Annotated in this window: 23 protein-coding genes; 10 read left to right on the forward strand and 13 right to left on the reverse strand. The window is 68.3% G+C overall.

All coding sequences use genetic code 11. From position 1 onward, the window contains the following. Window positions 1–59: 59 nt before the first annotated feature. Window positions 60–1,493 (forward strand): amino acid permease, encoded by a 1,434-nt coding sequence (locus tag BX604_RS22505; protein ID WP_098553094.1) that lies wholly within the window; start codon window positions 60–62, stop codon window positions 1,491–1,493. A gap of 83 nt (window positions 1,494–1,576) precedes the next feature. On the opposite strand, the gene BX604_RS22510 is transcribed toward BX604_RS22505, so the two are convergent. Both BX604_RS22510 and BX604_RS22515 read right to left on the reverse strand, forming a co-directional pair. Continuing rightward, window positions 1,577–1,921 (reverse strand): carboxymuconolactone decarboxylase family protein, encoded by a 345-nt coding sequence (locus BX604_RS22510; protein ID WP_098553095.1) that lies wholly within the window; start codon window positions 1,919–1,921, stop codon window positions 1,577–1,579. Window positions 1,922–2,013: 92 nt separating this feature from the next. Then, window positions 2,014–2,787 carry an SDR family NAD(P)-dependent oxidoreductase gene (locus tag BX604_RS22515; RefSeq protein WP_098553973.1) on the reverse strand — a complete coding sequence of 258 codons (774 nt, stop codon included), beginning with the start codon at window positions 2,785–2,787 and terminating at the stop codon, window positions 2,014–2,016. A gap of 275 nt (window positions 2,788–3,062) precedes the next feature. Here BX604_RS22515 and gcvA point away from each other — a divergent pair, with 275 nt between their 5' ends. Then, entirely contained in the window at window positions 3,063–3,974 is a 912-nt protein-coding gene (gene gcvA, locus BX604_RS22520; protein ID WP_098553096.1) for a transcriptional regulator GcvA, read from the forward strand. A gap of 18 nt (window positions 3,975–3,992) precedes the next feature. On the opposite strand, the gene BX604_RS22525 is transcribed toward gcvA, so the two are convergent. Further along, a complete protein-coding gene (locus BX604_RS22525) occupies window positions 3,993–4,838 on the reverse strand; it encodes an AraC family transcriptional regulator (RefSeq protein ID WP_098553097.1) in 846 nt (281 codons plus the stop codon). Between the two features lie 165 nt (window positions 4,839–5,003). On the opposite strand from BX604_RS22525, the gene BX604_RS22530 reads away from it, so the two are divergent. From BX604_RS22530 to BX604_RS22540, 3 genes are all read left to right on the forward strand, one after another. After that, on the forward strand, window positions 5,004–6,326 hold the full coding sequence (locus BX604_RS22530; RefSeq protein WP_098553098.1) for a tetratricopeptide repeat protein: 1,323 nt from the start codon (window positions 5,004–5,006) through the stop codon (window positions 6,324–6,326). A 132-nt stretch (window positions 6,327–6,458) separates the two neighbouring features. Beyond that, entirely contained in the window at window positions 6,459–7,721 is a 1,263-nt protein-coding gene (locus BX604_RS22535) for an MFS transporter (protein WP_257146394.1), read from the forward strand. 31 nt (window positions 7,722–7,752) lie between these two features. Continuing rightward, the gene (locus tag BX604_RS22540; RefSeq protein WP_098553974.1) at window positions 7,753–8,661 is read left to right on the forward strand and encodes a LysR family transcriptional regulator; all 909 of its coding nucleotides are present in this window, start codon (window positions 7,753–7,755) and stop codon (window positions 8,659–8,661) included. A gap of 4 nt (window positions 8,662–8,665) precedes the next feature. On the opposite strand, the gene BX604_RS22545 is transcribed toward BX604_RS22540, so the two are convergent. The 8 genes from BX604_RS22545 to BX604_RS22580 form a co-directional block, all read right to left on the reverse strand. Further along, entirely contained in the window at window positions 8,666–9,709 is a 1,044-nt protein-coding gene (locus BX604_RS22545; protein WP_218926877.1) for an alcohol dehydrogenase, read from the reverse strand. After that, window positions 9,706–10,899, reverse strand: coding sequence for a flavin monoamine oxidase family protein (locus BX604_RS22550; protein WP_098553100.1), 1,194 nt, complete (start codon window positions 10,897–10,899; stop codon window positions 9,706–9,708). The genes BX604_RS22545 and BX604_RS22550 overlap by 4 nt, the downstream gene beginning before the upstream one ends. A gap of 2 nt (window positions 10,900–10,901) precedes the next feature. Then, complete coding sequence (locus BX604_RS22555; RefSeq protein ID WP_098553101.1) at window positions 10,902–11,579, reverse strand: cupin domain-containing protein; 678 nt, start codon at window positions 11,577–11,579, stop codon at window positions 10,902–10,904. A gap of 78 nt (window positions 11,580–11,657) precedes the next feature. Then, window positions 11,658–11,939: a hypothetical protein gene (locus BX604_RS22560; RefSeq protein ID WP_098553102.1), complete on the reverse strand. Its 282-nt coding sequence runs from the start codon at window positions 11,937–11,939 to the stop codon at window positions 11,658–11,660. 273 nt (window positions 11,940–12,212) lie between these two features. Continuing rightward, a complete protein-coding gene (locus tag BX604_RS22565; protein WP_098553103.1) occupies window positions 12,213–12,563 on the reverse strand; it encodes a cupin domain-containing protein in 351 nt (116 codons plus the stop codon). A gap of 13 nt (window positions 12,564–12,576) precedes the next feature. Next, window positions 12,577–13,959 (reverse strand): NAD(P)/FAD-dependent oxidoreductase, encoded by a 1,383-nt coding sequence (locus tag BX604_RS22570; protein ID WP_098553104.1) that lies wholly within the window; start codon window positions 13,957–13,959, stop codon window positions 12,577–12,579. A 34-nt stretch (window positions 13,960–13,993) separates the two neighbouring features. Next, window positions 13,994–15,391 carry an amino acid permease gene (locus tag BX604_RS22575; RefSeq protein ID WP_098553105.1) on the reverse strand — a complete coding sequence of 466 codons (1,398 nt, stop codon included), beginning with the start codon at window positions 15,389–15,391 and terminating at the stop codon, window positions 13,994–13,996. Between the two features lie 177 nt (window positions 15,392–15,568). Further along, on the reverse strand, window positions 15,569–17,044 hold the full coding sequence (locus BX604_RS22580; protein ID WP_098553106.1) for a PucR family transcriptional regulator: 1,476 nt from the start codon (window positions 17,042–17,044) through the stop codon (window positions 15,569–15,571). Between the two features lie 246 nt (window positions 17,045–17,290). Between BX604_RS22580 and BX604_RS22585 the strand changes: the two genes are divergently transcribed. The 3 genes from BX604_RS22585 (at window position 17,291) to BX604_RS22595 (ending at window position 18,933) form a co-directional block, all read left to right on the forward strand. Further along, window positions 17,291–17,662 (forward strand): CidA/LrgA family protein, encoded by a 372-nt coding sequence (locus BX604_RS22585; RefSeq protein WP_096508618.1) that lies wholly within the window; start codon window positions 17,291–17,293, stop codon window positions 17,660–17,662. Next, a complete protein-coding gene (locus BX604_RS22590; RefSeq protein WP_098553107.1) occupies window positions 17,659–18,393 on the forward strand; it encodes an LrgB family protein in 735 nt (244 codons plus the stop codon). Before BX604_RS22585 ends, BX604_RS22590 begins: the two co-directional genes overlap by 4 nt. 234 nt (window positions 18,394–18,627) lie before the next feature. After that, window positions 18,628–18,933, forward strand: a complete 306-nt coding sequence (locus BX604_RS22595) for a hypothetical protein (protein ID WP_098553108.1) — start codon at window positions 18,628–18,630, stop codon at window positions 18,931–18,933. A gap of 121 nt (window positions 18,934–19,054) precedes the next feature. On the opposite strand, the gene wrbA is transcribed toward BX604_RS22595, so the two are convergent. Then, window positions 19,055–19,657: an NAD(P)H:quinone oxidoreductase gene (wrbA, locus tag BX604_RS22600; RefSeq protein WP_098553109.1), complete on the reverse strand. Its 603-nt coding sequence runs from the start codon at window positions 19,655–19,657 to the stop codon at window positions 19,055–19,057. Window positions 19,658–19,718: 61 nt separating this feature from the next. Then, complete coding sequence (locus BX604_RS22605) at window positions 19,719–20,444, reverse strand: pirin family protein (RefSeq protein WP_098553110.1); 726 nt, start codon at window positions 20,442–20,444, stop codon at window positions 19,719–19,721. A gap of 128 nt (window positions 20,445–20,572) precedes the next feature. On the opposite strand from BX604_RS22605, the gene BX604_RS22610 reads away from it, so the two are divergent. Both BX604_RS22610 and BX604_RS22615 read left to right on the forward strand, forming a co-directional pair. Continuing rightward, window positions 20,573–21,457, forward strand: a complete 885-nt coding sequence (locus BX604_RS22610; protein ID WP_098553111.1) for a LysR family transcriptional regulator — start codon at window positions 20,573–20,575, stop codon at window positions 21,455–21,457. A 249-nt stretch (window positions 21,458–21,706) separates the two neighbouring features. Next, the gene (locus BX604_RS22615; protein ID WP_257146395.1) at window positions 21,707–22,708 is read left to right on the forward strand and encodes a lysozyme inhibitor LprI family protein; all 1,002 of its coding nucleotides are present in this window, start codon (window positions 21,707–21,709) and stop codon (window positions 22,706–22,708) included. The last annotated feature ends 124 nt before the right edge of the window (window positions 22,709–22,832 follow it).

Consider the following 22,832-nt stretch of genomic DNA (forward strand, 5'->3'; position numbering starts at 1 on the left):
GTGAAGACCCTCGCTCCGGCCTGCCTGCACGAATACACGACAACTCCAATGGAGGCGACATGAAGCAAGACGACACGACCCCGGCATACGAACGGGAAGACCTGAAACGCGATCTGTCGAACCGGCACATCCAGATGATCGCGATCGGCGGCGCCATCGGCACCGGGCTGTTCTACGGCTCGTCGTGGGCGATTCGCACGGCCGGGCCGGCGATTCTGCTGGTCTACGCGCTCGCGGCGATCGCGATTTACTTCGTGATGCGGGCGCTCGGCGAGATGGCGGTCGAAGAGCCGGTGTCGGGCTCGTACGTGTCGTATTCGAATCGCTATATTCACCGGTTCGCGGGTTTCCTGAACGGCTGGAATGCGTTCATCTTCCTGCTTGCGACGAGCGCCGCGGACCTGAACGCGCTCGGGAACTACGTGCACTTCTGGTTCCCGGCGATCCCGATCTGGGTGACGGCGGGTGCGGCCGTGTCGTTGATGTTCTTCGTCAACATCATCGGCGTGAAGATATATGGCGAGGCGGAGTTCTGGTTCGCGCTGGTGAAGGTGGTGGCGATCGTCGCGATGATCCTGTTCGGCGCCGGCATGATCGTGTTCGGCATCGGCAACAACGGAGTGCCGATCGGGTATCACAACCTCGTCGCGCATGGCGGCTTCTTCGCGAAGGGCGTCGGCGGCACGTTCCTGGCGATCGTGATGGTCGCGTTCTCGTTCGGCGGCGTCGAGAATCTCGGGCTCGCGGCCGGCGAAGCGAAGGATGTGAAGACAACGATGCCGAAGGCCATCAATTCGACGTTCTGGCGCCTGCTGATCTTCTATGTCGGCGCGATCGCGGTGCTGCTGATGGTGTTTCCGTGGACGTCGCTGACCAGCAAGGGCAGCCCGTTCGTCGACGTATTCACGAAGATCGGCATCCCGGCCGCCGCGAGCATCATGAACCTCGTGGTGATCATGGCCGTGCTGTCCGCGGTGAACGCGAGCGTGTTCACGAACAGCCGCACCTTCTACAACCTGTCGCTGCAGAAGAATGCGCCGTCGTTCCTTGGCGTGGTCAATCACCGCAAGGTGCCGCACCGCGCGATCCTGATGGTGTTCGCGACGATGTTCGCCGGCGTGCTGCTGAACTACATCATGCCTGAGCAGGCATTCGAGCTGTTCTCGTCGGTGACGGTGTTCGCGCTGGTGTGTGCGTGGGGGTCCATCGTGATCAGCCACCTGCGGTTCCGCCGCGCGCGGATGCGCAATGGCGACGCGGACAAGATCGCCTACCGGATGCCGTTCTATCCGTACAGCAACTATCTGGCGCTGTTGTTCGTTGCCGCCGTCATGATCTGCATCGCGATCCTGCCGGACATGCGGATGTCGCTGATCGTCTCGGCGGTGTGGGTCGGCATGGTGTTCATCGCGTACCGGATCCACACACGGCACGAAACCGCGCGCGACGGCGCGCACGATGCGGCGCGCGATCCGAAGGACGTACCGGCCTGATCGGTCCCGGGTCAACCGTTCGCTGAAGGCGGGCAGCCCGGAACCGAACCGGGGCTGCCCGCGTCATCGCGACCGGCGTCGGCTTACGTCGTCGGCAGTTGCGCGTGTGCTTCGAGCACGCGTGCCGAGTACGTCAGCGCGGCGCCGGCGTTCAGCGCGATCGCGACGCCCAGCGCTTCGGCGATCTCGGCGAGCGTCGCGCCGTGCTCGACGGCCTGCTTCGTGTGCACGGAGATGCAGCCGTCGCAGCGCGTGGTGACGGCCACCGCCAGCGCGATCAGCTCGTGGATCTTCGGTTCGAGCTGGCCGGTTTTGGCCGCCGAGCCGTCGATCATCATCAGGCCGCGCATCACGTCGCCGCTCTGCGCCGCATAGTCGCCGACGCGTTGCAGCAGCGATTCGCGATAGCGGTTCCAGTCCTGCATCATGGTTGCTGCTCCTGTTCGATATGAAATGCCCGGCGACGACGCGTCGCCGGTGTGAGCGGCTACGTGCCCGGTCAGGGCGCGCGGGCCGCGGTTCAGTTGCGGCCGGCCATCACGCCGCCGTCCACGTCCCAGATCGCGCCCGTGACCCAGCCGGCCTTGTCCGACAGCAGGAACGCGACGACTTCCGCGACGTCCTCCGGCGTGCCGACGCGGCCGATCGGATGGAAGCCGTTGAAGCCCTGCAGCGCTGCGTGCACGTCGGCCTTCGGGATGAAGCCTTCGTAGATCGGCGTCTGCACCACCGCCGGCGACACCGCGTTGACGCGGATACCCTTCGGTGCTAGTTCCATCGCGAGGTGCTGCGTCAGCGAATGAAGGCCGGCCTTCGCCATCGAATACGCGGACGACGGCGTCGCGGCGATCGCCTGCTTCGCCCACATCGAACCGATGTTGACGATCGCGCCGGGGCGCCCTTGCGCGACCAGGTTGGCCGCGACCTTTTGCGTGATGAAGAAGGTCGCCTTGTTCAGCTTCATGTACTGGTCGTAGTCGGCTTCCCGATGCTCGAGGAATGGCTTCGGGAAGAACACGCCGGCCGCGTTGACGAGCAGGTCGACGTCCGCATGCTCCGCGTCGATCCGTTCGAGCAGCGCGGCGAGGTCGGCGTCGTCGGACAGGTCCGCGGTCAGCGCGTGGGCCTCGCCGAGCGACGCCAGTTCCTTGCGCGCTTCCTCGGTCTTGTCCGGTCGATGGCCGACGATCACCGCGCGGCCGCCCGCGGCGACGATCGTCCGTGCCGTCTGCAGCCCCATTCCGCTGGTGCCGCCGACGACCAGCAGCTTCCTGCCGTTGAATGCGTTGCTCATGTTGAAAATCTCCGCTTCCACCTGTCCCGCGACAGGTATTGATTGAAGAAGGGCGGCGCGCGGCGAGGGAGTTTGCCGCACGCGCCATGCTGTGCGACCGGAGGCGGCAGGCTGATAGAAAAACCATCTGTCCCGATGCCGCGCGGTATGTGTGGCCCGTTGTGCAGGAATCACGCTAACCTTCGATCTGATGCGGATTTTTCGCCGATTCAGTTCTCGCGACAAACGAGATAAAGTGTTCGGCAACGAAAGAAAATCTTTACTTCGATGACGTCATGAAAACACCGGTCCATCTGAACGCGCTGCGTGCATTCGAAGCGAGTGCGCGCCATCAGAGCTTTTCCGCGGCGGCCGCCGAACTGCACGTCACGCCGGCGGCGGTCGGCCAGCTCGTGCGCACGCTGGAGGAGTGGCTCGGCACGCCGCTGTTCCATCGCGGCACCAGCGGACGCATCCGGCTCGTGCCGACCGATGCCGCCGAGCGCGCGTTGCCGCACATCCGGACCGGCTTCGACACGCTCACGCTGGGGCTGGAATTGCTGAAGGAGGGCTCGGCGAGCGGCGTGCTGACGGTTGCCGTCAGTCCGGCCTTCGCCGCGAAATGGCTGTTGCCGCGCATCGAGAGCTTCCAGGCCGCGTGGCCCGACACCGACGTGCGGCTCGACACCAACCTGAAGCCGGTGGATTTCGTCGCGCAGCGGATCGACATCGGCGTGCGCTACGGCACCGGGCAGTGGGCGGGGCTGGCGGCCGACAAGCTGATGGACGAGGAGGTCTATCCGGTGTGTTCGCCGAAGCTGGCGGCCGAGCGGCGCCGCTTGCAGCGGCCGGCCGACCTCGCGCGGGAAACGCTGATCCACGATCTGTCGATGGACAGCCAGACCGGCTTTCCCGCGTGGGACACGTGGCTGCAGCGCGCAGGCGTGCAGGGCGTCGACGTGTCGCGCGGCATGCAGATCAACAACTCGGCGGCCGTGCTGCAGGCGGCGATCGACGGGCACGGCGTCGCGCTCGCGCGCAGCGTGATGGCGCGCGACGATCTTGCGGCGGGGCGTCTCGTGCGGTTGTTTCCCGACATCGATTTCGCGTCGCCGCTCGCGTATTACGTCGTGTACCGCCCCGAGTGCGCGAGCATGACGAAGCTCGTGGCGTTTCGCGACTGGCTGCTCGCGCAGGCCGCGAGGTAGCGGCGCGCCGGGCCCGCGTCAGCCGTGTTCCGGCGCGTCGGCGGGTGCCGTCGACAGCAGCGGCCCCTGCGCGCCGGCTTCGTCTGCGCGGCCGCGCATATAGGCCTGCGGGCTGCTGCCGAGCTCGAGGCGAAACGCGTACACGAACGCGGACGTCGAGCCGTAGCCGAGCTCCATCGCGGTGCGCGTGACGCCGAGGCCGCCGCCGAGCAGTTCGATCGCGCGAAAGAGCCGCATGCGCCGCCGCCAGGTGCGCAGGCTCATGCCCGTCTCGGCCACGAAGCGGCGCGCCAGCGTCCGCGCCGACATGCCGAGCATCCGCCCCCATTCCTCGGGCCCGCGCGGGTCGGCCGGGTCGGTGTAGAGCGCTTCGCACAGGGTGGCGAGCGCGCCGCCCTGCGGCCACGGCAATGCCGCCGGCAGCGTCGGCGCGCGGCGCAACTGGTCGAGGATCAGATGGGTGATGCGGCCCGCATAGCCGTCGCGATCGGGCTGGCCGTCGATCGCGGTGGCCTCGATGACGAGCGCCTTCAGCAGCGGGGACACCGCGAACACGGTCGGGTTCGCGGTCGGCAGCGCGTGTCCGATCGCTTCCGCGATCCACAGGCTGCGGAATTCGGCGCCGAGCAGCGAGCCGACGCGATGGCGCAGTCCGCTGGGCAGCCACACCGCCTGTTCCGGCGAAATGACGAACGACTTGCCTTCGACGATCACCGTGAGCGCGCCGGCAATCGCGTAGACCATCTGGTGCCAGCGATGCGCATGCTCGGGAAAGCCGTGCCGCGGCGGGATGGCCTGCGCGCGGACCTTCAGCGGCGCGGGCGGCGTCACGCCGGCCGGCGGTTCGATCGTCTCCCACGTCATGGTTGTCCTCCGATTGGCAGATATTCTATATCCGGTGGCAATCAATCGAAATACAGACACCGGGAAAATTGCTCTAATGGCCGTGGTTCCTTTTCCGCCGCGCGATCGGCGACCCCGTATCGCCGCCACGCGGCGCCCCCGCATTCCACCGGAGTAATCTGCTTCATGGCCCGTCACGACCGCTACAGCCTGCCCCTTTCGACGACTTCCGACCTCGCGGCCGAGCGCTATCGTGCGGGCATTGATCTGCTGCTGTCGCTGTGGCCGGGCGCCGCGGAAACGCTCGATGCGGCGATCGCGGCCGATCCCGACTTCGCGCTTGCCTATGCGGCGCGGGCGCGCCTGCATGCGATCCGCGCGGAAGCGACGGACGCGCGCGCGAAGATCGCCACGGCGCTCGAACGGGTCGAGTGCAACGGCACCGAGCGTGAACGCAGCCATGTCGCGGTCCTGTCGCTCGCGATCAACGGCCAGTCGGCGAAGGCGCTGGCCGGTGCGCTCGCGCATGCCGACCGGTGGCCGCGCGACATCGTGATCCTGTCGCTGCCGCTCGGCGCGTTCGGGCTGTTCGCGTTCTCCGGGATGGCCGACCACGACCAGGCGCGCGTGGATCTGTGCGAACGCCATGCGCGCCACTTCGATGCGAACGACTGGTGGTTTCTCACCTATCGCGGCTGGGCGCATGGCGAGAACGGCGATGTCCGGCTCGGCCGCGCGCTGACCGAGCGCGCGCTCGAACTGCGGCGCCACAACGTGAATGCCGCGCATGCGGTCGCGCACGTGCTGTACGAATCCGGCGCGAACGACGACGCGCAAGCGATGATCGACGGCTGGCTGCCCGAATACGATCGCAGCGGCGTGCTCCACAGCCACATCGCGTGGCATGCCGCGCTGATCGCGCTGGAGCGCGGCGATACCGGCCATGCACTGTCGATCTACAACGCGCACGTCGCGCCGTCGGCGTCGCTGGGCGTGCCGATCAACGTGGTCAGCGATACGGCGTCGTTCCTGTGGCGCATGCAGGCGTACGGCCACGCGGTGCCGGACGGGATGTGGGACGACGCGGCGCGCTATGCGTCGGGCTATTTCACGCAGGCCGGCTTCCCGTTTGCGGACGTGCACATGGCGCTGATTGCCGCGGCCACGGGCGACAACGCGGCGCTCGGGCAGCGCGTGGACGCACTGACCGCGCTCGTCGACGCGGCGAAGCTGCCGGCCGGCCCCGTCGTTCCGGCGATCTGCCGGGCCGCGCTCGCCTTCGCGGAAGACGATCCCGCGCGCTGCGCGGAGATACTTGAACCGGTCGCGCGTGAGGTCGTCCGCATCGGCGGCAGCGGCGCGCAACGCGAGATCGTGCAGGACACGCTGCTGGTCGCGTGGATGAGAAGCGGCAACGTGGCGAAGGCGCGCGCGCTGCTTGACGAACGGCTGCATCGCCGCCCGTCGCCGAGAGACGCGCGCTGGCTCGGGCAGCTGGCCGGCGCATGACGCGCGTGCCGGCGCTGGCGCCGGCTTCGCGACCGGCGCCGGCCCATTCCATTTAAATAGTTTTACTGATCAATTGTCGGGTGGCGCATTCGTGCCGCCGGACACGGCCCGGTACGCGGTTGAGGAAGTCGAATGAATTCTGGTGACATGGTGGCGCGCGTCGCGTTGCACAGGCGGCTCGTCGGTGCGATCGGGCCGGTGGCCGCGATTTCGATCGCGCAACTGTTCGGCACGGCGCTCTGGTTCAGCGCGAACAGCGCGGCGGCGGACCTGATGCGTGTATGGCATGCGAGCGCGGCCGATATCGGCTGGCTGACCAACGCCGTCCAGCTCGGTTTCATCCTCGGTACGTTGACGATCGCGCTGAGCGGGGCGGCCGACCGCTTTCCGGCGAGCCGGATCTTCGTGTGCAGCGCGATCGCCGGCGCGGTGTTCAACGTGTGCTTCGCGTGGTTGTCCGGCGGGCTGGTTGCGGGCGCGGTGTTTCGATTCGGCGTCGGCGTCTGCCTCGCGGGAATCTACCCGATGGGCATGAAGCTGATGGTCGGCTGGGTGCCCGACCGGGCCGGCCCCGCACTCGCGCAACTGGTCGCGATGCTCACGCTCGGCACCGCGCTGCCGCACGCGATGCGCGTCGTCGGCACCGGCCTGTCGTGGCAATGGGTGATCACCGCGTCGTCCGTTCTCGCGCTGACCGGGGCATGCGTGATCGCCGCGCTCGGCGACGGGCCGCATGCGCACATGCGCAAGCGGCCGGCGGACGGGCGCGCGGCACCGGGCTCGCGGCCGCCGCCGGTCGTGCACGCCTTCCGGATCCGCGCGTTTCGCGCCGCGACGTTCGGCTATTTCGGCCACATGTGGGAGCTCTACACGTTCTGGACGATCGTGCCGCAGCTGGTCGCACGCACGTCGATCGCAACGCAGCTCGCACACGCCGGCGTTTCCGGCATCGCGTTCGGCGTCATCGGTGTCGGCGCGCTCGGCTCGCTGATCGGCGGCAGCCTGTCGCGGCGTATCGGCAGCGCGAAAGTCGCCGTCGGTGCGCTGGCCTTGTCCGGGCTCTGCGCGGTGACGTTCGCGGCGACGTGGCGGATTCTGCCGCCGGCGGCCATCGCGATCCTGCTGATCGTATGGGGCGCATCGGTCATCGCGGACTCGCCGCAATTCTCGGCGCTGGCGGCGAACGCGTGCCCGCCGGTGCTGGTCGGGGGTGCGCTCGCGATCCAGAACTCGATCGGCTTCGCGGTCACGGTCGTGTCGATCGCCGCGACGACGCTGCTGCTCGAACGCGTCGGGCTCGATGCGACCTGGCTGCTGGTGCCGGGGCCGGTGTTCGGGCTGGCGGCGTTCGCGTGGACGTCGCGCGCCGCGCGCGATGCCGGGAGCGCCGCATGACACGGTCGCGCATGACGAACGGAGCGCGCTCATGCTAGACCTCCAGTACCTGTCGATCCTGATGGAAGTCGAGCGCCTGGGCAGTGTGACGGCTGCGGCGGAGCGGCTGAACGTGACGCAATCGGCGCTGTCGCACATGGTCCGCAAGTTCGAGGAGCGGCACGGCGTCAAGCTGTGGACGAAGAACGGGCGCGGCTTGCGGTTCACGCAGGCCGGCGAGTATCTGCTGTCGCTGGCCCAGCGCGTGCTGCCGCAGATCGAGCATGCCGAGCGCACGCTCGTCGATTTCGCCGAAGGGCGCCGCGGCGCGCTGCGTGTCGGGATGGAGTGCCATCCGTGCCAGAAATGGCTGACGCGATTGACGTCGCAGTATCTCGCCGCATGGCCGGATGTGGATTACGACGTCCGCACGGCATTCCGTTTCGACGGCGTGGCCGCGCTGCTCGGCTTCGAGATCGACCTGCTCATCACCCCCGACCCGGTCGACCTGCCGGAGCTCGTGTTCGTGCCGATCGTCGACTACGAGCTGGTGCTGGTCGTGCATGACGAGCATCCGCTGGCGGCGCGCGAGTTCGCGCGGCCGCGCGACCTGCTCGACGAAGAGCTGATCACGGTTCCGGTGAGCAAGGAGCGGCTCGACATCTACACACGCTTTCTCGTGCCCGGGCACTGCCGCCCGAAATTTCACCGCACGGCGGAACAGACCGACCTGATGCTGCAACTCGTCGCCGGGCAACGCGGCGTGGCGGTGCTGCCGGACTGGCTGGTCGTCGAGGAGGGCGCGCACCTTCCGGTGCGCACGGTGCGGCTCGGGCCGGCGGGCATCCGCAAGCACATCAATCTCGGCGTCCGGCGTGGCGAGGAAGACATCAACTACATCGCGGGCTTTCTCGCGCTCGCCCGCGATGCGGGCATCGGAACCGGCCAGGACGCCGCGTGACGCGTCACACGGCCGGGTTATCCGAGCGCGCCATCGAAAGCACCATGCGGAACCTGACGTCGCCGGAGCGCATCCGCTGGTATGCGTCGTTCGCCTGCTCGAGCGGCATCGTTTCGATCATCGGGCGGGCGCCGGACAGCACGCTGAAGCCGAGCACCTTCTCGCTCTCACAGGGCGTTCCCGTGAGGGAGCCCGCGATGCTGCGCTCGCCGCCGACCAGATGCCCCATCGACACGGGCAGCGGATCCTTGCCCGCGCCGAGCAGCACCAGACGGCCCTGCGGCGACAGTCCGGCCAGCACGCGCGACACGGTGTCGGCGTGGTCGACGGTCGAAACGATCGCACGCGCGCCGCCGAGCTGCCGCAGCCGGGCCGCGGCGTCTTCGTCGTTGCTGTCGAGGTAGACATGCGCGCCGAGCGAGATCGCATCCGCGGCGATGTCGCTGCCGCGACCGATGGCGACGACGTTGAATCCCATCCGGCGCGCGTATTGCACGGCCATGTGCCCGAGCCCGCCGATGCCGAGGATCGCGACGACGTCGCCGGCCTCGGCGCCGCACTTCCTGAGCGCATTGAACGTGGCGATGCCGGCGCAGAGGATCGGCGCGGCTTCCTCGGCGCGCAGCGCGTCGGGAATCGACACCAGGCCGGTGCTGCGCGCGAGCATCATTTCCGCATAGCCGCCGTCGCAGGTCGCGCCGACGACCGGCTGGTTCTCGCACAGCGGGAAGTGGCCTTGCCGGCAGGACGCGCAAGCGTTGCAGTGGCCGCCGAGCCGGCCCACGCCGACACGTTGACCGACCGTCCAGAGCGGCGGCACGTCGGGGCCGAGCGCGGCGATGCGGCCGACGACTTCGTGGCCCGGTACGCGCGACCCGGCGGCGCCCGCGTCGACATGCTCGATGTCGCGCGCATCGGCGCCGCAGATGCCGCATGCGTCGACGGCGATCAGCACGTGTCCGGGCCCCGGGGCCGGGATGGCACGTTCGACCAGTTCGAGAACGCCGGGGCGGCTGATCCGCATCGCGCGGTAGGTGGTCCGGTTCATGATGCGGGGTCCAGGTGGGGGGTGACGGGAAGAAAACGTGTGTCGTCGGGACCGGTTGCGCGAACGCCGAACGATTCCAGCAGCCGGATCCCGTGCGCGGCGGCGTCGATGGCGCCGGCGACGTAGCCCGGAAACGCCCGGGACCATTCGCTGGCGATGCCGATCAGGCGCGGGTGCCACGGACCGGACGGCACACCGGGCGACGCGGGCGTCGGGTGCCCCGCGTTGCCGTCGAGATCGTCGGGTGTCGCGGTATGAGCGTCGCGCGACCAGTCCTTGATGAAATCGGCTTCCGGGGTCGCGGCCCGGGAGCCGAACAGGCGTGCCAGCTGCGTGCGGCAATGCGTCCGCAACACGTCGTCCGGCAAGCGTGCCCGAACGCTCGCCGGGATGCCGAAGAAGCCGAACAGCGCGGCGGCGCCGCCCAGCGTCGATGCGTCGTGGATCTCGCCGAGCGGGCCGCATGCGCTGCGCGCTTCGCCGGACAGGCCGTGCTCGCGCCAGAACGGCGTGCGATAGAGCGCGACGTACTTCGCGTGCGGCGCCATCCAGGTCGCGGTGTGCCGCCACTGCCGCGCGAGGGGCGCGGGCAGCGCCGGCGCGAATCCGATGCGTTCTTCGGCCAGGCGCGGCGGCACGGCCAGCAGCACGTGCGCGACGTGCGTCGTCGTCGCGCGGCCGGTGACGTCTTCGCTGTCGACATCGACGCCGGTCTCGGTGCAGCGTAGCCGCCGTACCGTTTCGCCGGTCACGATGCGCGTTGCGTCGAGTCGCTCGGCCAGCGCATCGATCAGTGCCGACATGCCGCCGACGAGCCGCATCGACGCAGGGGCATTCGTGTAGCCGCGGATCCGGAGCGGTGCGTCGTGGCGCGATCGCTCGACGAGCGTGTCGCCGGCGCCCGGTTGTTCGAACGACGTAATGCCGAGTTCCCGGATGAGTGCGTCGAGCTGTGGTTGAACGTCGGGCCAGAACCATGTCGCGCCGAGGTCGAACCGGTCGGCGTGACGCGCTTGGTGTGCCGGTTGGCCGTTGAGTGGAGCAGGCGACGCGACGGACGCGATGCGCCCGCCGGGCGTGTCGCGCGACTCGAACAGCAGGAAGTCGCGGATCCCGCGTTGCTGGAGCAGGAGCGCGGCGTAGAGTCCGCTCAGTCCCGCGCCGACGATCGCGATGCGTGGTGCCGGCATGGCTAGGCTCCCGGTTCGAGACGGGCCAGATGGCCCGTCTTCAGGTAGACGGTTGCACCGGTTGCGCCGGCGACGAGGTCCGGATAATCGCCGGCCGGGAGCCGCATCCATGCGCCGCGCACGTGCATGCGTCGATCCTCGGCGAGTGCGCCGGCCAGCACGAACAGTTCGGTGCCATGCGCGGCGAGGGCGCGGGCGCGGAACAGCGGTTCGCCGGGCCGCAAGCGCTGCAGCGTGACCGTTTCGACGGCGCTGGCGAACAGCGGGCACACGTGTCGATCGTCCGAGCGATGCCATGACGACGGCGCGCGCGTATCCACGCGAATCCGCGCGCGGTCGTGCGACGCCATTTGCCGCAGCTTGACGAAGATGACGGCGCCGCCGGGGCTGGACGGCCGATGCGACGAGCCGGGCGGATTGCGCAGGTACCAGCCGGCTGGATAGTGTTGGTCGTCTTCCGAAAAGACGCCGGACAGCACCAGGATCTCCTCGCCTTCGGGATGCGCGTGATGGGCGAAGCTTGCGCCGCGCGCATAGCGCACGACGCTCGTCGCGCGTGCCTGTTCGCCGCCGGTCCGGTCCAGCATCACGCGTTCGACGCCTGCTTGCGGGGACGCAATCCATTGGTATTCGTCGGCGCGAATGGCGGCGCGGCGCGAAAAATCTGCGTTGACTATCATGCTTGGGTCGTGCGCCGCGCAGGCCGTTCCGGCTGGCCGAAACCGCTCGCGGCGGCGCGTCCGGTTCGTTGCGTCGCGTTATGCGACCTGATAGACGCGCACGTCGGGCGCGGCGTCGAGCAGCGGCTTGAGCGCGCCGACCACATCGGTTTCGAACAGGTCGCTCGACAGGTAGCCGAGCGCGTTGGCCTCGCTGTCGAACCCGTGCAGGACCTGCACGTCTTCGTCACGCACCAGCAGTTCCTTCGACCGGGCACCCGCGATCGTGTTGAGGAACGGCGCCTTGTATGCGTGATAGACGCGGGCGGCGGCCGCGCGGTTTGCCGCTGCGATCCGGAGCGTGATCTGCAGATAGAACATGTGAATCTCCCAGGTCGGCGCGCCGCCCTTCGATTGCCGGGATGGCAGGGATCGAGGGGCCGGCACGGGTTCGTCACGTGCGGCGACGCCGCAACGTGAGTGCCATTGTTTGGCATGGCGAAGCAGCCCGACAAGCGAGATTAAGTGTCCCTTCCCTAAAGAAAATATTTGTCGCGGCGCGCCGATACGCGCGGTTGCGCGCGACCTGAGGCAGGGGAGCGCAAGCGTACGGGACGCGGCTGTCGTTGCAACGCGCCGCGCCTGTCAGCCGATTCAGTAAATTGCATACACCTTGCGCACCGTCTCGATGACGTCCCACCGCCCCGTCCAGCCCGGCGGCAGGATCACCAGATCGCCCGCGCCGATCTCGACCACGTCGCCGCTCGCCTCGTCGGTCAGGTTCGCGCGGCCCGACAGGATGTACGTGAACTCGGTGTCGGGCCGATCGACGACCGGCCAGCCGCCCGGCTGGCATTCCCAGATGCCCAGATTGCCGACCGCGTCGGGCGCGAGGCGCTGAATCGCGATTTGCGGATCGCCGCGATCGGCGCCGGCGCGCTGGCCGGCGGCCGCGAGCGTGGCGTTGGCGGCCTGGCTCGCCTTGACGATGGTGAAGGGTTTCATCGGATGCTCCTGTTCAATGGGCGCCGGTCAGCTTCTCGAGAAGCCGAGCCGTGCGCGAGGGTTGACGGGTCAGCTTCTCTTCGGCGTCGCTGAACCCTGCCGCGAAAAGACCGCTGTTGATGCCGAGCCAGCGCAACGGCTCGGGCTCCCAGGCCGGCGACGTATGATTCACGAGCGGCAGCCGGTTGATCGGCTCGTCGACGTCGAGAATCAGGTTGCGCAGAATCCGTCCGGCGAGGTTGCTGGTCGCCACGCCGTCGCCGACGTAGTTGCCGGCCCACGCGATGCGCGAGCGCGTATCCATGCTGACGGTCGGGCACCAGTCGCGCGACACGCCGAGTGCGCCGCCCCAGCGGTGCGTGATGGCAGCATCGGCCAGTTCCGGGAAGAACTCGACCATCGACGCGTGGATCTTGGCGTGCGCATTGCCGATCTGGTCGTCGCCGTCCGACATTCGCGACCCCCACTGATACGGCGCGCCGCGGCCGCCGAACACGAGCCGGCCTTCTGCGGTGACTTGCCCGTACACGCGCAGGTGTCGCATGTCGTTGAACGCGAGCCGGTGATCGAGTTGCAGCGACTGCCGCAGCGCGAGCGGCAGTGGTTCGGTCGCCAGTACCAGCGAGTAGAGCGGAATCACCGAGCGGCGATGGTCGGATTGCTGGCACGAAAACGCTTCAGTTGCGCGCACAACCGTTTCGGCCGCGACGCTCCCCGCGGCGGTGCGCACGAAGCCCGACCCGATGGCCGTGACTTCCGAGTGCTCGTAGATGCGCGCGCCGAGGCTTTCCACGAGCCGTGCGAGCGCATGCACGAGCTTGCCGGGATGGATCAATGCGCAATGCTCGGTGTACAGCGCGCCGAGCACGCCGCGCGCGCCGATGCGTGCTTTTGCCTGCGCCGCATCGAGCGCGCGCCACTGATCCGGCAGCCCGAACCGTGCGGATGCATCGACGGCCGCCGCGACGCGCGACAGTTGCGCGGTGCTGCGCGCCAGCGACACGAAGCCTTCTTTCTGGTAGTCGGCGTCGATGCCTTCCCGCGCGAGGATGCGGCCGATCTCGTCGACCGTTTCGTTCATCGCGGCCTGCAGCCGCAGCGCGTCGTCGTGCGAGTACATCTGCGCGACGCGCGACAGCGAGATCGGGAAGATCGCCGACGCCCATCCGCCGTTGCGCCCCGACGCCCCGAAACCGACCACCTCGCGCTCGACCAGCGCGACGCGCAGCGAAGGCTGCGCCTTCAGCAGGTAGTACGCCGTCCACAGCGCGGTATACCCGGCGCCGACGATCACGACGTCCGCATCGACCTGACCGGCCAGCGCGCCGCGCGCAGGGGCGGCCTGGTGCCACAGCGGCTTGAGCGGCAGTTTCATCAATTCAACTTCAGCTTGCATGTGCGTGTTCCGGTTTGAATGGAGCCGCGCGCCGTCATTCGCCGACGGGGCGGGTATGTGCGGCCGGCTGCGGGCGACCCGCGCGGACCAGTTTCAATACGCCGTACGTGACGACGATGACGGCGATCGCGATCAGGCACTGCACGAGGCTGAGCCGCGTCGCCGGATCGAGCGCCATGCTCGCGAGCACGGCGACGATCGAGCAGGTCACGGCGAGCGGCAGCCACGGGTGCAGCCACATCCGGAACTTGAGCGTGCCTTCGCGTTCCCAGCGCTTGCGCAGCTTCAGTTGCGACAGGCAGATCATCAGGTAGACGAACAGAAACACGGCGCCCGACGAATTCAGCAGGAGCTGGAACACGGTGTCCGGCCAGAGCGCGGCGATCACGACGCAGCCGTAGCCGACCAGCGTCGACGCCAGCACGCCCAGGCGCGGCACGCCGCGGCTGCTGGTCTTCGACAGCCACTTCGGCGCCTCGTGGTTCGTGCTCAGCACGAACAGCAGCCGCGACGACGTGTACAGCCCCGCATTGAGCACCGACAGCACGGCCACCAGGATCACGGCCGTCAGCATGGTCGCCGCGCCCGGGATGCCGATCTTCTCGAGCGTCGCGACGAACGGCGACTTGCCCGGCACGATGTCGGTCCACGGCTGCGCGACGACGATGAAGAAGGTCGACAGCACGAAGAACACGAGGATGCGCGCCATCACCGTGTTGACGGCGCGGCGGATGTTGCGGGCGGGATGATCGGATTCGGCGGCCGCGATGGTCGCGACTTCGACGCCCGTCATCGAGAAGATCACCGACACGACGCCCGAGAACAGCGTCAGCGTGCCGTGCGGCAGGAAGCCGCCGTGCGCGGTCAGGTTCGAGAAGCGCGCGGTGGAGCCCGGCCAGAGCCGGAACACGTACGCACCGGCGATCACGAGGAACACGACGATCGCCGCGACCTTGATGCCGGCGAACCAGTATTCGGCCTCGCCGAACGAGTTGACCGACAACTGGTTGACCGAGGTCATCACGATCATCAGCCCGAGCGAGATCGCCCAGACCGGCAACTGCGGCAGCCAGCCGTTGATGATCTGGCCGCCGACCACCGCTTCGAAGCCGACCACGATCACCCAGAAATACCAGTACAGCCAGCCGGTCGAGAAGCCGGCGAGGTCGCCGTACGCCATTCGCGCGTAGTCGACGAACGAGCCCTTCATCGGGTGCGCGGCGGCCATCTCGCCGAGCATGCGCATGATCAGCCCGACGATCACGCCGGTAATGCCGTAGGTGATGAAGGCCGCCGGCCCGGTCGACGCGATCACCGCGCTCGAACCGACGAACAGGCCGGCGCCGATCACGCCGCCGAGGGCCAGCATGCTGATGTGCCGGGTCTTGAGTGCGCGTTTCAGGCGCGGGTCGTGTTCCGTCTGAATGGGCATTGCTTGTCTCCGTCTGACCTGTTTTCGTGTCGTTGTCCGGACGGATACTAGGCAAGCGGCCGACGGCTGCCTATGCAAAAAATCCCAGCGCGGCGGCGTCGGTTCGTACAAATGTATGAAGCCGGCGACGGCCGGCGCAGGCCGCGCGCCGCGCGGAAGGCGGCGCGGGACGGCCTGTCAGCCGCGCAAGGTCCGAGCGGGGAACAGTTGCGCGTTCTTGCCGGCGAGCAGCGCGATCCAGAACCGCGCGGTGCCGTTGGTGGTCGTCGGCTTGAGGCCCGTCAGCTGCTCGACGAGCTTGAGCCGGTACACGAGCGTCTGGCGATGGATGCCGAGGTCGTACGCGGTCGCCTTCCAGTTGCCGTCGTTTTCAAGGAACCTCATCAGCGTCGCGAGCAGCGACGTGTCGTGCAGCCGGTCGTGCTCGATCAGCGGCCCGAGATAGCGCCCGACCAGCGCACGCGCTTCGGCCAGCGACTTCGGCGCCATGATGAGCCCCGTGTCGACGTCGCCGTAGCGCAGCACGTCGGTCTCCAGCTCGAGCGCCTGCGTCATCGCGAGGCGCGCCTGCCGCACGCTTTCGCGGAACCCGGTCGCGACCGCGATCGGCCCGCTGACGCCGATCGCCGTGCCGTCGCCGAGATTGCGCAGCAGCGCGTCGATCGTGTCACGGCGATCCGGTGCGAGCGCGAGCAGCCCGTCGTCTTCGAGCAGCAGCGGGGTCTTGTCCTGCAGTCCGGGCGCGTGATGCACGTCGCCGGGCGTCCAGTGGCCCGCGCCACCCGGCCGGATCGACAGGCACACGAACGTGCCGGTCAGGCCGCGCCGCTCCAGCATCGGCCGCACGAACGCAAAATCGGTTTCGTTTTCCAGCAGGCTGCGCAGCAGCGCCGCGCCCTCGTCGCGCTGCGCGTCACGCGTGATCATCAGGCGCTCGAGCTCGACGCCGAGCAGGCCGACCAGCGAGCGCACGAACAGCGGGTCTTCCGGCGCGGTGCGTCCTGCGCGCCGGATGACGAGATGCGCGCGCACCCGGCCGCCCAGCGCAATGCGCTCGACATGCCGCGTATCGGCATCAGCATCAGCAGTGGCCGCCGCCGCCGTCTTCGCGGACGTGACGAGCAGGGCGCCGCTCGCCGTATCCTCGATGCGCAGCGTCAGCCCATGGGCGGCGGCGAGGATCGCGAGCCGGCCGGGAAAATCGGCCTCCTGGCGCATGGCTTCCGCGTAGGTCTGGAACAGCCGTTCGCTCGCCTTGAAGCTGTCCCGCTGCGCGCGCAGCACGCTTTCGATCACGTGACGCGACAGCGTGACGAATTCCAGCTCGAAGCTGGCCTGGAGCACCGGGAACATCAACTGGTCCGCCGCATTCAGCATCTTGCGCGACAGCTTCGGCGCGTCGGCCTGCGGCGCGACGACGAGGGCGCTCGCATTCGTCTGCGCGATGCGTTCGAGCCACGCGACCTGGTCCTTCGGCGCGTGCGGCATGCCGCCGCCCGTCGTCATCACCAGATTGCCGGCGCTGACCCAGCGCCACGGGTCGGGCAGGTCGACCGCGTGCGCCCACGTGATCAGCCGGTGCGTACCGGCGGCGCCCGCGATGACCTTCAGTCCCAGCGACGGGGTATCCAGCAGTTCCTGCACGGTGATCATCGAAAAACTCCCTGGCTCGCGGGCCGGCTGCGGGTCGAGGTCGAAGCGCCGCTGGCCGAAAGTGCATGATGATAGTGGCTGCGCGCGGCCGGCGGTCGGTCGGCCGTTGCGCGCCGCCGCCGCGGTTCCGCGGCGTATCCATTGTTGGTACGATCGCGCGTATCGTCCACGCCGGCGTCGCACGCCGCCGGCCCATCGGCCGCGCGGCCGCACGATCCGCGCGGCCACGTTCGGGAGAAGCGGTTCATGTTGCAGGCGTTCGCGGTCTTGCTGACCTTCCAGTGTCTCGGGGAAGGGGTGTCCTATCTGTTCGGCCTGCCGGTGCCGGGCCCCGTCATCGGCATGCTGCTGCTGTTCGGCTTCGTGATGCTGCGCCCGCAGGTGGCCGACGCGATCGAGCCGACCGCGCTCGAGCTGCTGCGCCATCTGTCGCTGCTGTTCGTGCCGGCCGGCGTCGGCATCATGGTGTCGGCCGATCGCGTGCGCGGCGATGCGCTCGCGGTCGTCGTCGCGCTCGCGGTGAGCACGTCGCTCGCGATCGCCGTGACCGCGCTCGTCACGCGCGCGTTGCTGCGGCGCCAGCGGCGCGCGGATGCCGCGGCGGAGGGCACGCAATGACGGCCTTCCCGAAACTCGGCGCGATCTGGGTCTATCTCGCCGCGACGCCGCTGCTCGGCCTGACCATCACGCTGATCGCGTATCTCGTCGCGCAGGCCGTCTATGCCCGCGCGCGCTTCAATCCGCTCGCGAATCCGGTGCTGATCGCGGTCGCGCTGATCGTCGGGTTGCTGATGCTCACGCATACGCCGTATCCGACGTATTTCGAAGGCGCGCAGTTCGTGCATTTCCTGCTCGGCCCGGCGACCGTCGCGCTCGCGTTGCCGCTCTACCGCCAGTGGTCGAAGCTGCGCCGCGCGGCGGTGCCGCTGCTCGTCGGCCTGCTCGCGGGCTCGCTGACCGCGATCGCATCGGCGGTCGGCATCGCCGCGCTGTTCGGTGCGTCGCACCAGACGATCGCGTCGCTCGCGCCGAAATCGGCGACCACGCCGATCGCGATGGCCGTCGCGCAGGAGATCGGCGGAATTCCGTCGCTGACCGCGGTGCTGGTGATCTCGACCGGGATCTTCGGCGCGGTGTGCGCGCGCGGGATTCTCAACGCGCTGCGCATCGAGGAGCCGGCCGTGCGCGGCTTCGCGCTCGGCGTCGCGTCGCACGGGATCGGCACCGCGCGCGCGTTCCAGGTCAGCGAGGAGGCCGGCGCGTTCGCGGGGCTCGGGATGGGGCTGAACGGCGTGCTGACGGCATTCGTCGTGCCGATCCTGCTGCCGATGCTGTCGCGCTGGCTGTGAGCAGCCAGCGGCGCGCGACGCTATCGGTTTCCCTGATGGCGCACGCGCGGCCTCGGCCGGCCGGGCGCCGGCCGCGCATGTATCGCAGCCGTTATCGGGAGAATTCGGGAACCCGCACGGACATTTGCGCAGTGATCGGCTAACGTTGCATCGGCGCCGTCGTCGCACGCCGACGTCCATGGCGTGCGTGCCGGCGTTCGACCCACAATCAACAATCGACAAGGAGATCCGGCCATGACGAAGTCTCGCGTGGTTTCGGTGGCAGTGGCAGTAACGGCGTCGTTCGGTCTGCTGTTGACCGCCGCGCCGGCGGCATACGCGCAGGATCCGGCGTCCGCACCGACGCAGAAGCAGCTCGACAAGGCGCAGAAGAAGGCGGCCCGCAAGGCAGCCCGCGCGCGCCACGCGAAGGACCTGAAGGCGATCGGCACGGGCACCGGCTACCGGCTGACCAACGACCAGAGCAACTATCCGCAAAACGCGGTGCAGAAGGCGCCCGCCACGAAGGCGGCGCCGGCCGCACCGGCTTCGGGCCAGTAACGGTTAGCGGTCGCGCAAGAAAAACGGCGCCGGTTCGACCGGCGCCGTTCGTTTATCCGCGTCCCGCGCAGGCCGGACGCGCCGCCGCTCCGGGTTTCCCCGGGGCCGGCGGCATGCCGCGTTACGACGCGAGCTTGGCCGCGAGTTCCGCGACGTGCTTGCCCTGGTAACGGGCGATATCGAGTTCGTTCGCGCTCGGCTGACGGCTGCCGTCCGCGCCTGCGAGCGTGGTCGCGCCATACGGCGTGCCGCCCGTGATTTCGTTCATGTTGACGAGCCCGCTGCACGCGTACGGCACGCCCACGATCACCATGCCGTGATGCAGCAGCGTCGTGTGGAACGACGTGATCGTCGTTTCCTGGCCGCCGTGTTGCGTGCCGGTCGATGCGAACACGCTGCCGATCTTGCCGACGAGCGCACCCTTCATCCACAGGCCGCCGGTCTGGTCGAGGAACGTGCGCATCTGGCCGGCCATGTTGCCGAAGCGGGTCGGCGTGCCGAAGATGATGGCGTCGTAGTTCGCGAGTTCGTCGATCGTGGCGACCGGTGCAGCCTGGTCGACCTTCACGCCGGCTGCCTTCGCCTGGTCGACGGGAATGGTTTCCGGCACACGCTTGAGCGTGACCTCGACGCCGGGCACCGATTGCGCGCCTTCCGCGACGTGCTGCGCCATCGTTTCGACGTGCCCGTAGGACGAGTAATAAAGGACGAGTACCTTGGCCATGTTGCGAATCTCCGATTAAGAAGGCCCCGCATTCAGCGGGGCCAGGTTGTCCGAACGGGCGTTATGCCCACTCGGCCGTCACTTCGACCGGACGCAGGTCGAATACCAGCACTTCGGCATCCTTGCCATCGGCGAACGTCAGCGCCTGTTCGCCGCGGATGCGGGCGCCGTCGCCTTCGCCGAACGTCACGCCGTTGACCGTCACGCTGCCGCGTGCGACGTGCACGTAGGCGAAGCGGTCCGGTGCCAGTTCGAGCGTGGCGCGCTCGTCGCCGTCGAACAGGCCGGCGTAGATCCGCGTGTCCTGCCGGATCGTCAGCGAGCCGCCGTTGCCGTCAGGCGACACGATCGGTGCGAGCTTGCCGCGCTTGTCGGCCGCCGCGATATTCGTCTGCTGATAACGCGGCGCAGCACCCTTTTCAGCCGGCCCGACCCAGATCTGCAGGAAGTGGACGGGCGTGTCTTTCGAGTGGTTGAACTCGCTGTGACGCACGCCGGTCCCCGCGCTCATCAGCTGGACGTCGCCCGGCACGATCACCGACCCGGTGCCCATCGAATCCTTGTGCTCCAGCGCGCCGTCGAGCACGTACGACAGGATTTCCATGTCGCGGTGCGGGTGGGTGCCGAAGCCGCCGCCCGGCGCGACGCGGTCGTCGTTGATCACCAGCAGATCGGAGAAGCCGACTTGTTGCGGATCGTAGTAGTTTGCGAAAGAAAACGTGTGACGCGAGCTGAGCCAGCCATGCTCGGCACGGCCACGTTGGTTTGCTGCACGAGTCTCGATCATGATGTTGTCCTGGATGTCCGCCGGTCCTCGGAAGTGGGCCCGGCCGTTCGTTGAGATGAATCTTAGGTCAATCTATTTGACAAATAAATGGCTGAGGAGATAATGACTGTCTCTTTGGGGTGGACAATATGGAACTCAACGACCTGAGGATCTTCGTCGCGACGGTCGATGCGGGCAGCTTCACGGCCGCGGCCGACCAGTTGATGCTGTCCAAGCAGTTCGTCAGCCGGCGCACGATGGCGCTCGAAGCCGCGCTGGGCGTGCGTTTGCTGCATCGCAACACGCGCAACCTCGCGGTCACGGAATCGGGGCAGGAGTTCTATGCGCGCGCGCAGCGGATCCTCGCCGAGGTCGCCGACGCCGAGCAGGCGATGTCGGTGCGCAGCACCGAGCTGCACGGCTCGCTGAAGATCAGCGCGCCGCTGTCGTTCGGGATCACGCACCTGTCGCCGCTGATCGCCGAATTCCTGTCCGCGCATCCGGCCGTGCGGCTGAACCTCGACCTGACCGACCGGCGCGTCGACCTGATCGGCGAGGGCTTCGATCTCGTGTTGCGGATCGGCGCGCTCGAGGATTCGACGTTGATCGCGCGCCCGCTCGGCGCGTGGAAGATGATCGCGTGCGCGAGCCCCGCGTACCTGAAGCGGCAGGGCACGCCCGCGACGCCCGCCGAGCTGGCCGGCCATACGTGCCTGATGTACGGGCGCGAACGGCGCGTCGGCTGGGAATTCCGGGTCGACGGCGCGGCGCGCACGTTCGACGTGCAGGGTCCGCTCATCGCGAACAACGGCGAAGTCGTGCGCGACGCGGCGATCGCCGGGCTCGGCATCGCGCTGCTGCCGCATTTCATCGTCGGCGGGGCGATCGACAGCGGCGCGCTGGTGCCGGTGCTCGACGCGTATGCGCCGTCGCCGATCACGCTGAACGCGGTGTTTCCGCAGCACCGGGAAGGGTTCGTCACGCTGCGCACCTTCATCGGGTTTCTCGCGGAGCGGCTGGACGCGCGCGGATAGCCGGCCTCGCCACGCGCCGATTGATCGACGGCGCGCATCCGCGTTACGCTTCGACGGGGCCTGGGCCCGCGACGCACGCCGGGCCGGGCGTTTCTACCTCGAACGTGTCGGGCATGTCGTTTCTGCACGCCCGACATTCAGCGGCGAACCCGTCCAATGACAATGACAATCCAGCACCGATCGAATACGCGCGCCGGCGAGCGAGGGCACCCGGCGATTGCGGCGCTCCCCGTGCGCCACGCGGCGGCCATGAACCTGCGATCCATCGCGACTGCCGCACTACTGACACTCGCGCCGATCGCCGCGCATGCCGCCGGCTTCGACTGCGCGAAAGCCGCTTCACCGACCGAGAAGGCCATCTGCGCGGATGCCGGGCTGTCGAAGCTCGACGGCCAGTTGGCGGCGGCCTGGAAGGCGGCGCTGGCCAAGGGCGGCGATACGGCTGCGCTGAAGGCCGCGCAACTGAAATGGCTCAGGCAGCGCGACCTGTGCGGCGGCGACGCCGAGTGCGTCGGCGATCGCTATCGCGAGCGGCTCGCGAGCCTGAACGGCACGCCGCTGGCGGCCGATCGCTGGCAGCAGACGTGGTATCGCGACAGCGACAATCCGTCGTTCGGCGGCGCGCTGACGTTCACCGGCACCGCGTCGCGCCTTCATTTCGAACTGAGCGGCAACAACGGCGCGAATACCGGCGAACTCGGCGGCGATATCCAGGTGCACGGCGACAGCGGCACGTTCCGCCAGGACGCATGCCGGCTCGATTTCAGCCGCAAGGGCGCGCGCGTGCAGGTCGTGCAACACGGCGACGATGCCGATTGCGGCGCCGGTGCGGGCGTCGTGTATGGCGGCGACTACGTGACCGCCGCGAAGGCGCAGACGAAGCCGGCCGCCGACCTCGTGACGCTGAAGGTGCTGGTCGATGCGAAGCAGAACGCGATCGCGCACAGGCTGCTCGGTGCCGATTATCAGACGCTCGTCGACACGATCAATTACGGCGCTCAAGACAAGGATCTCGACGGCCTGAACGCCGATGTGCAGTCGTACTGGGTGCGCGGTATCGCGACGACGAACGCGGCGATCGTGATGCGCCGCGGCACCGATCTGTGGATCGGGCTGCTCGTGTTCGATGCGCACGACACCGTGCGGATGCGCTATTACACCAACGTGCCGACGTGGAAAAAGACCGTGCCGAAGACCATTCGCGCGTGGCACGACACGCTCGACAAGACGCTTCCGATCGACATGATGTGATGCGGCGGGATGAAGGGCCGGCGCGCGTGTCGGCCCTTCATGACGCGTTTGTTACGTGACAATTGTCCACTCATAAGTGACAGCGAATCTTGTTTTGACGGATTGATGATTTCTGGTGAGACAG

Source organism: Burkholderia sp. JKS000303 (genome assembly GCF_002563755.1).
Lineage (GTDB): Bacteria > Pseudomonadota > Gammaproteobacteria > Burkholderiales > Burkholderiaceae > Burkholderia > Burkholderia anthina_B.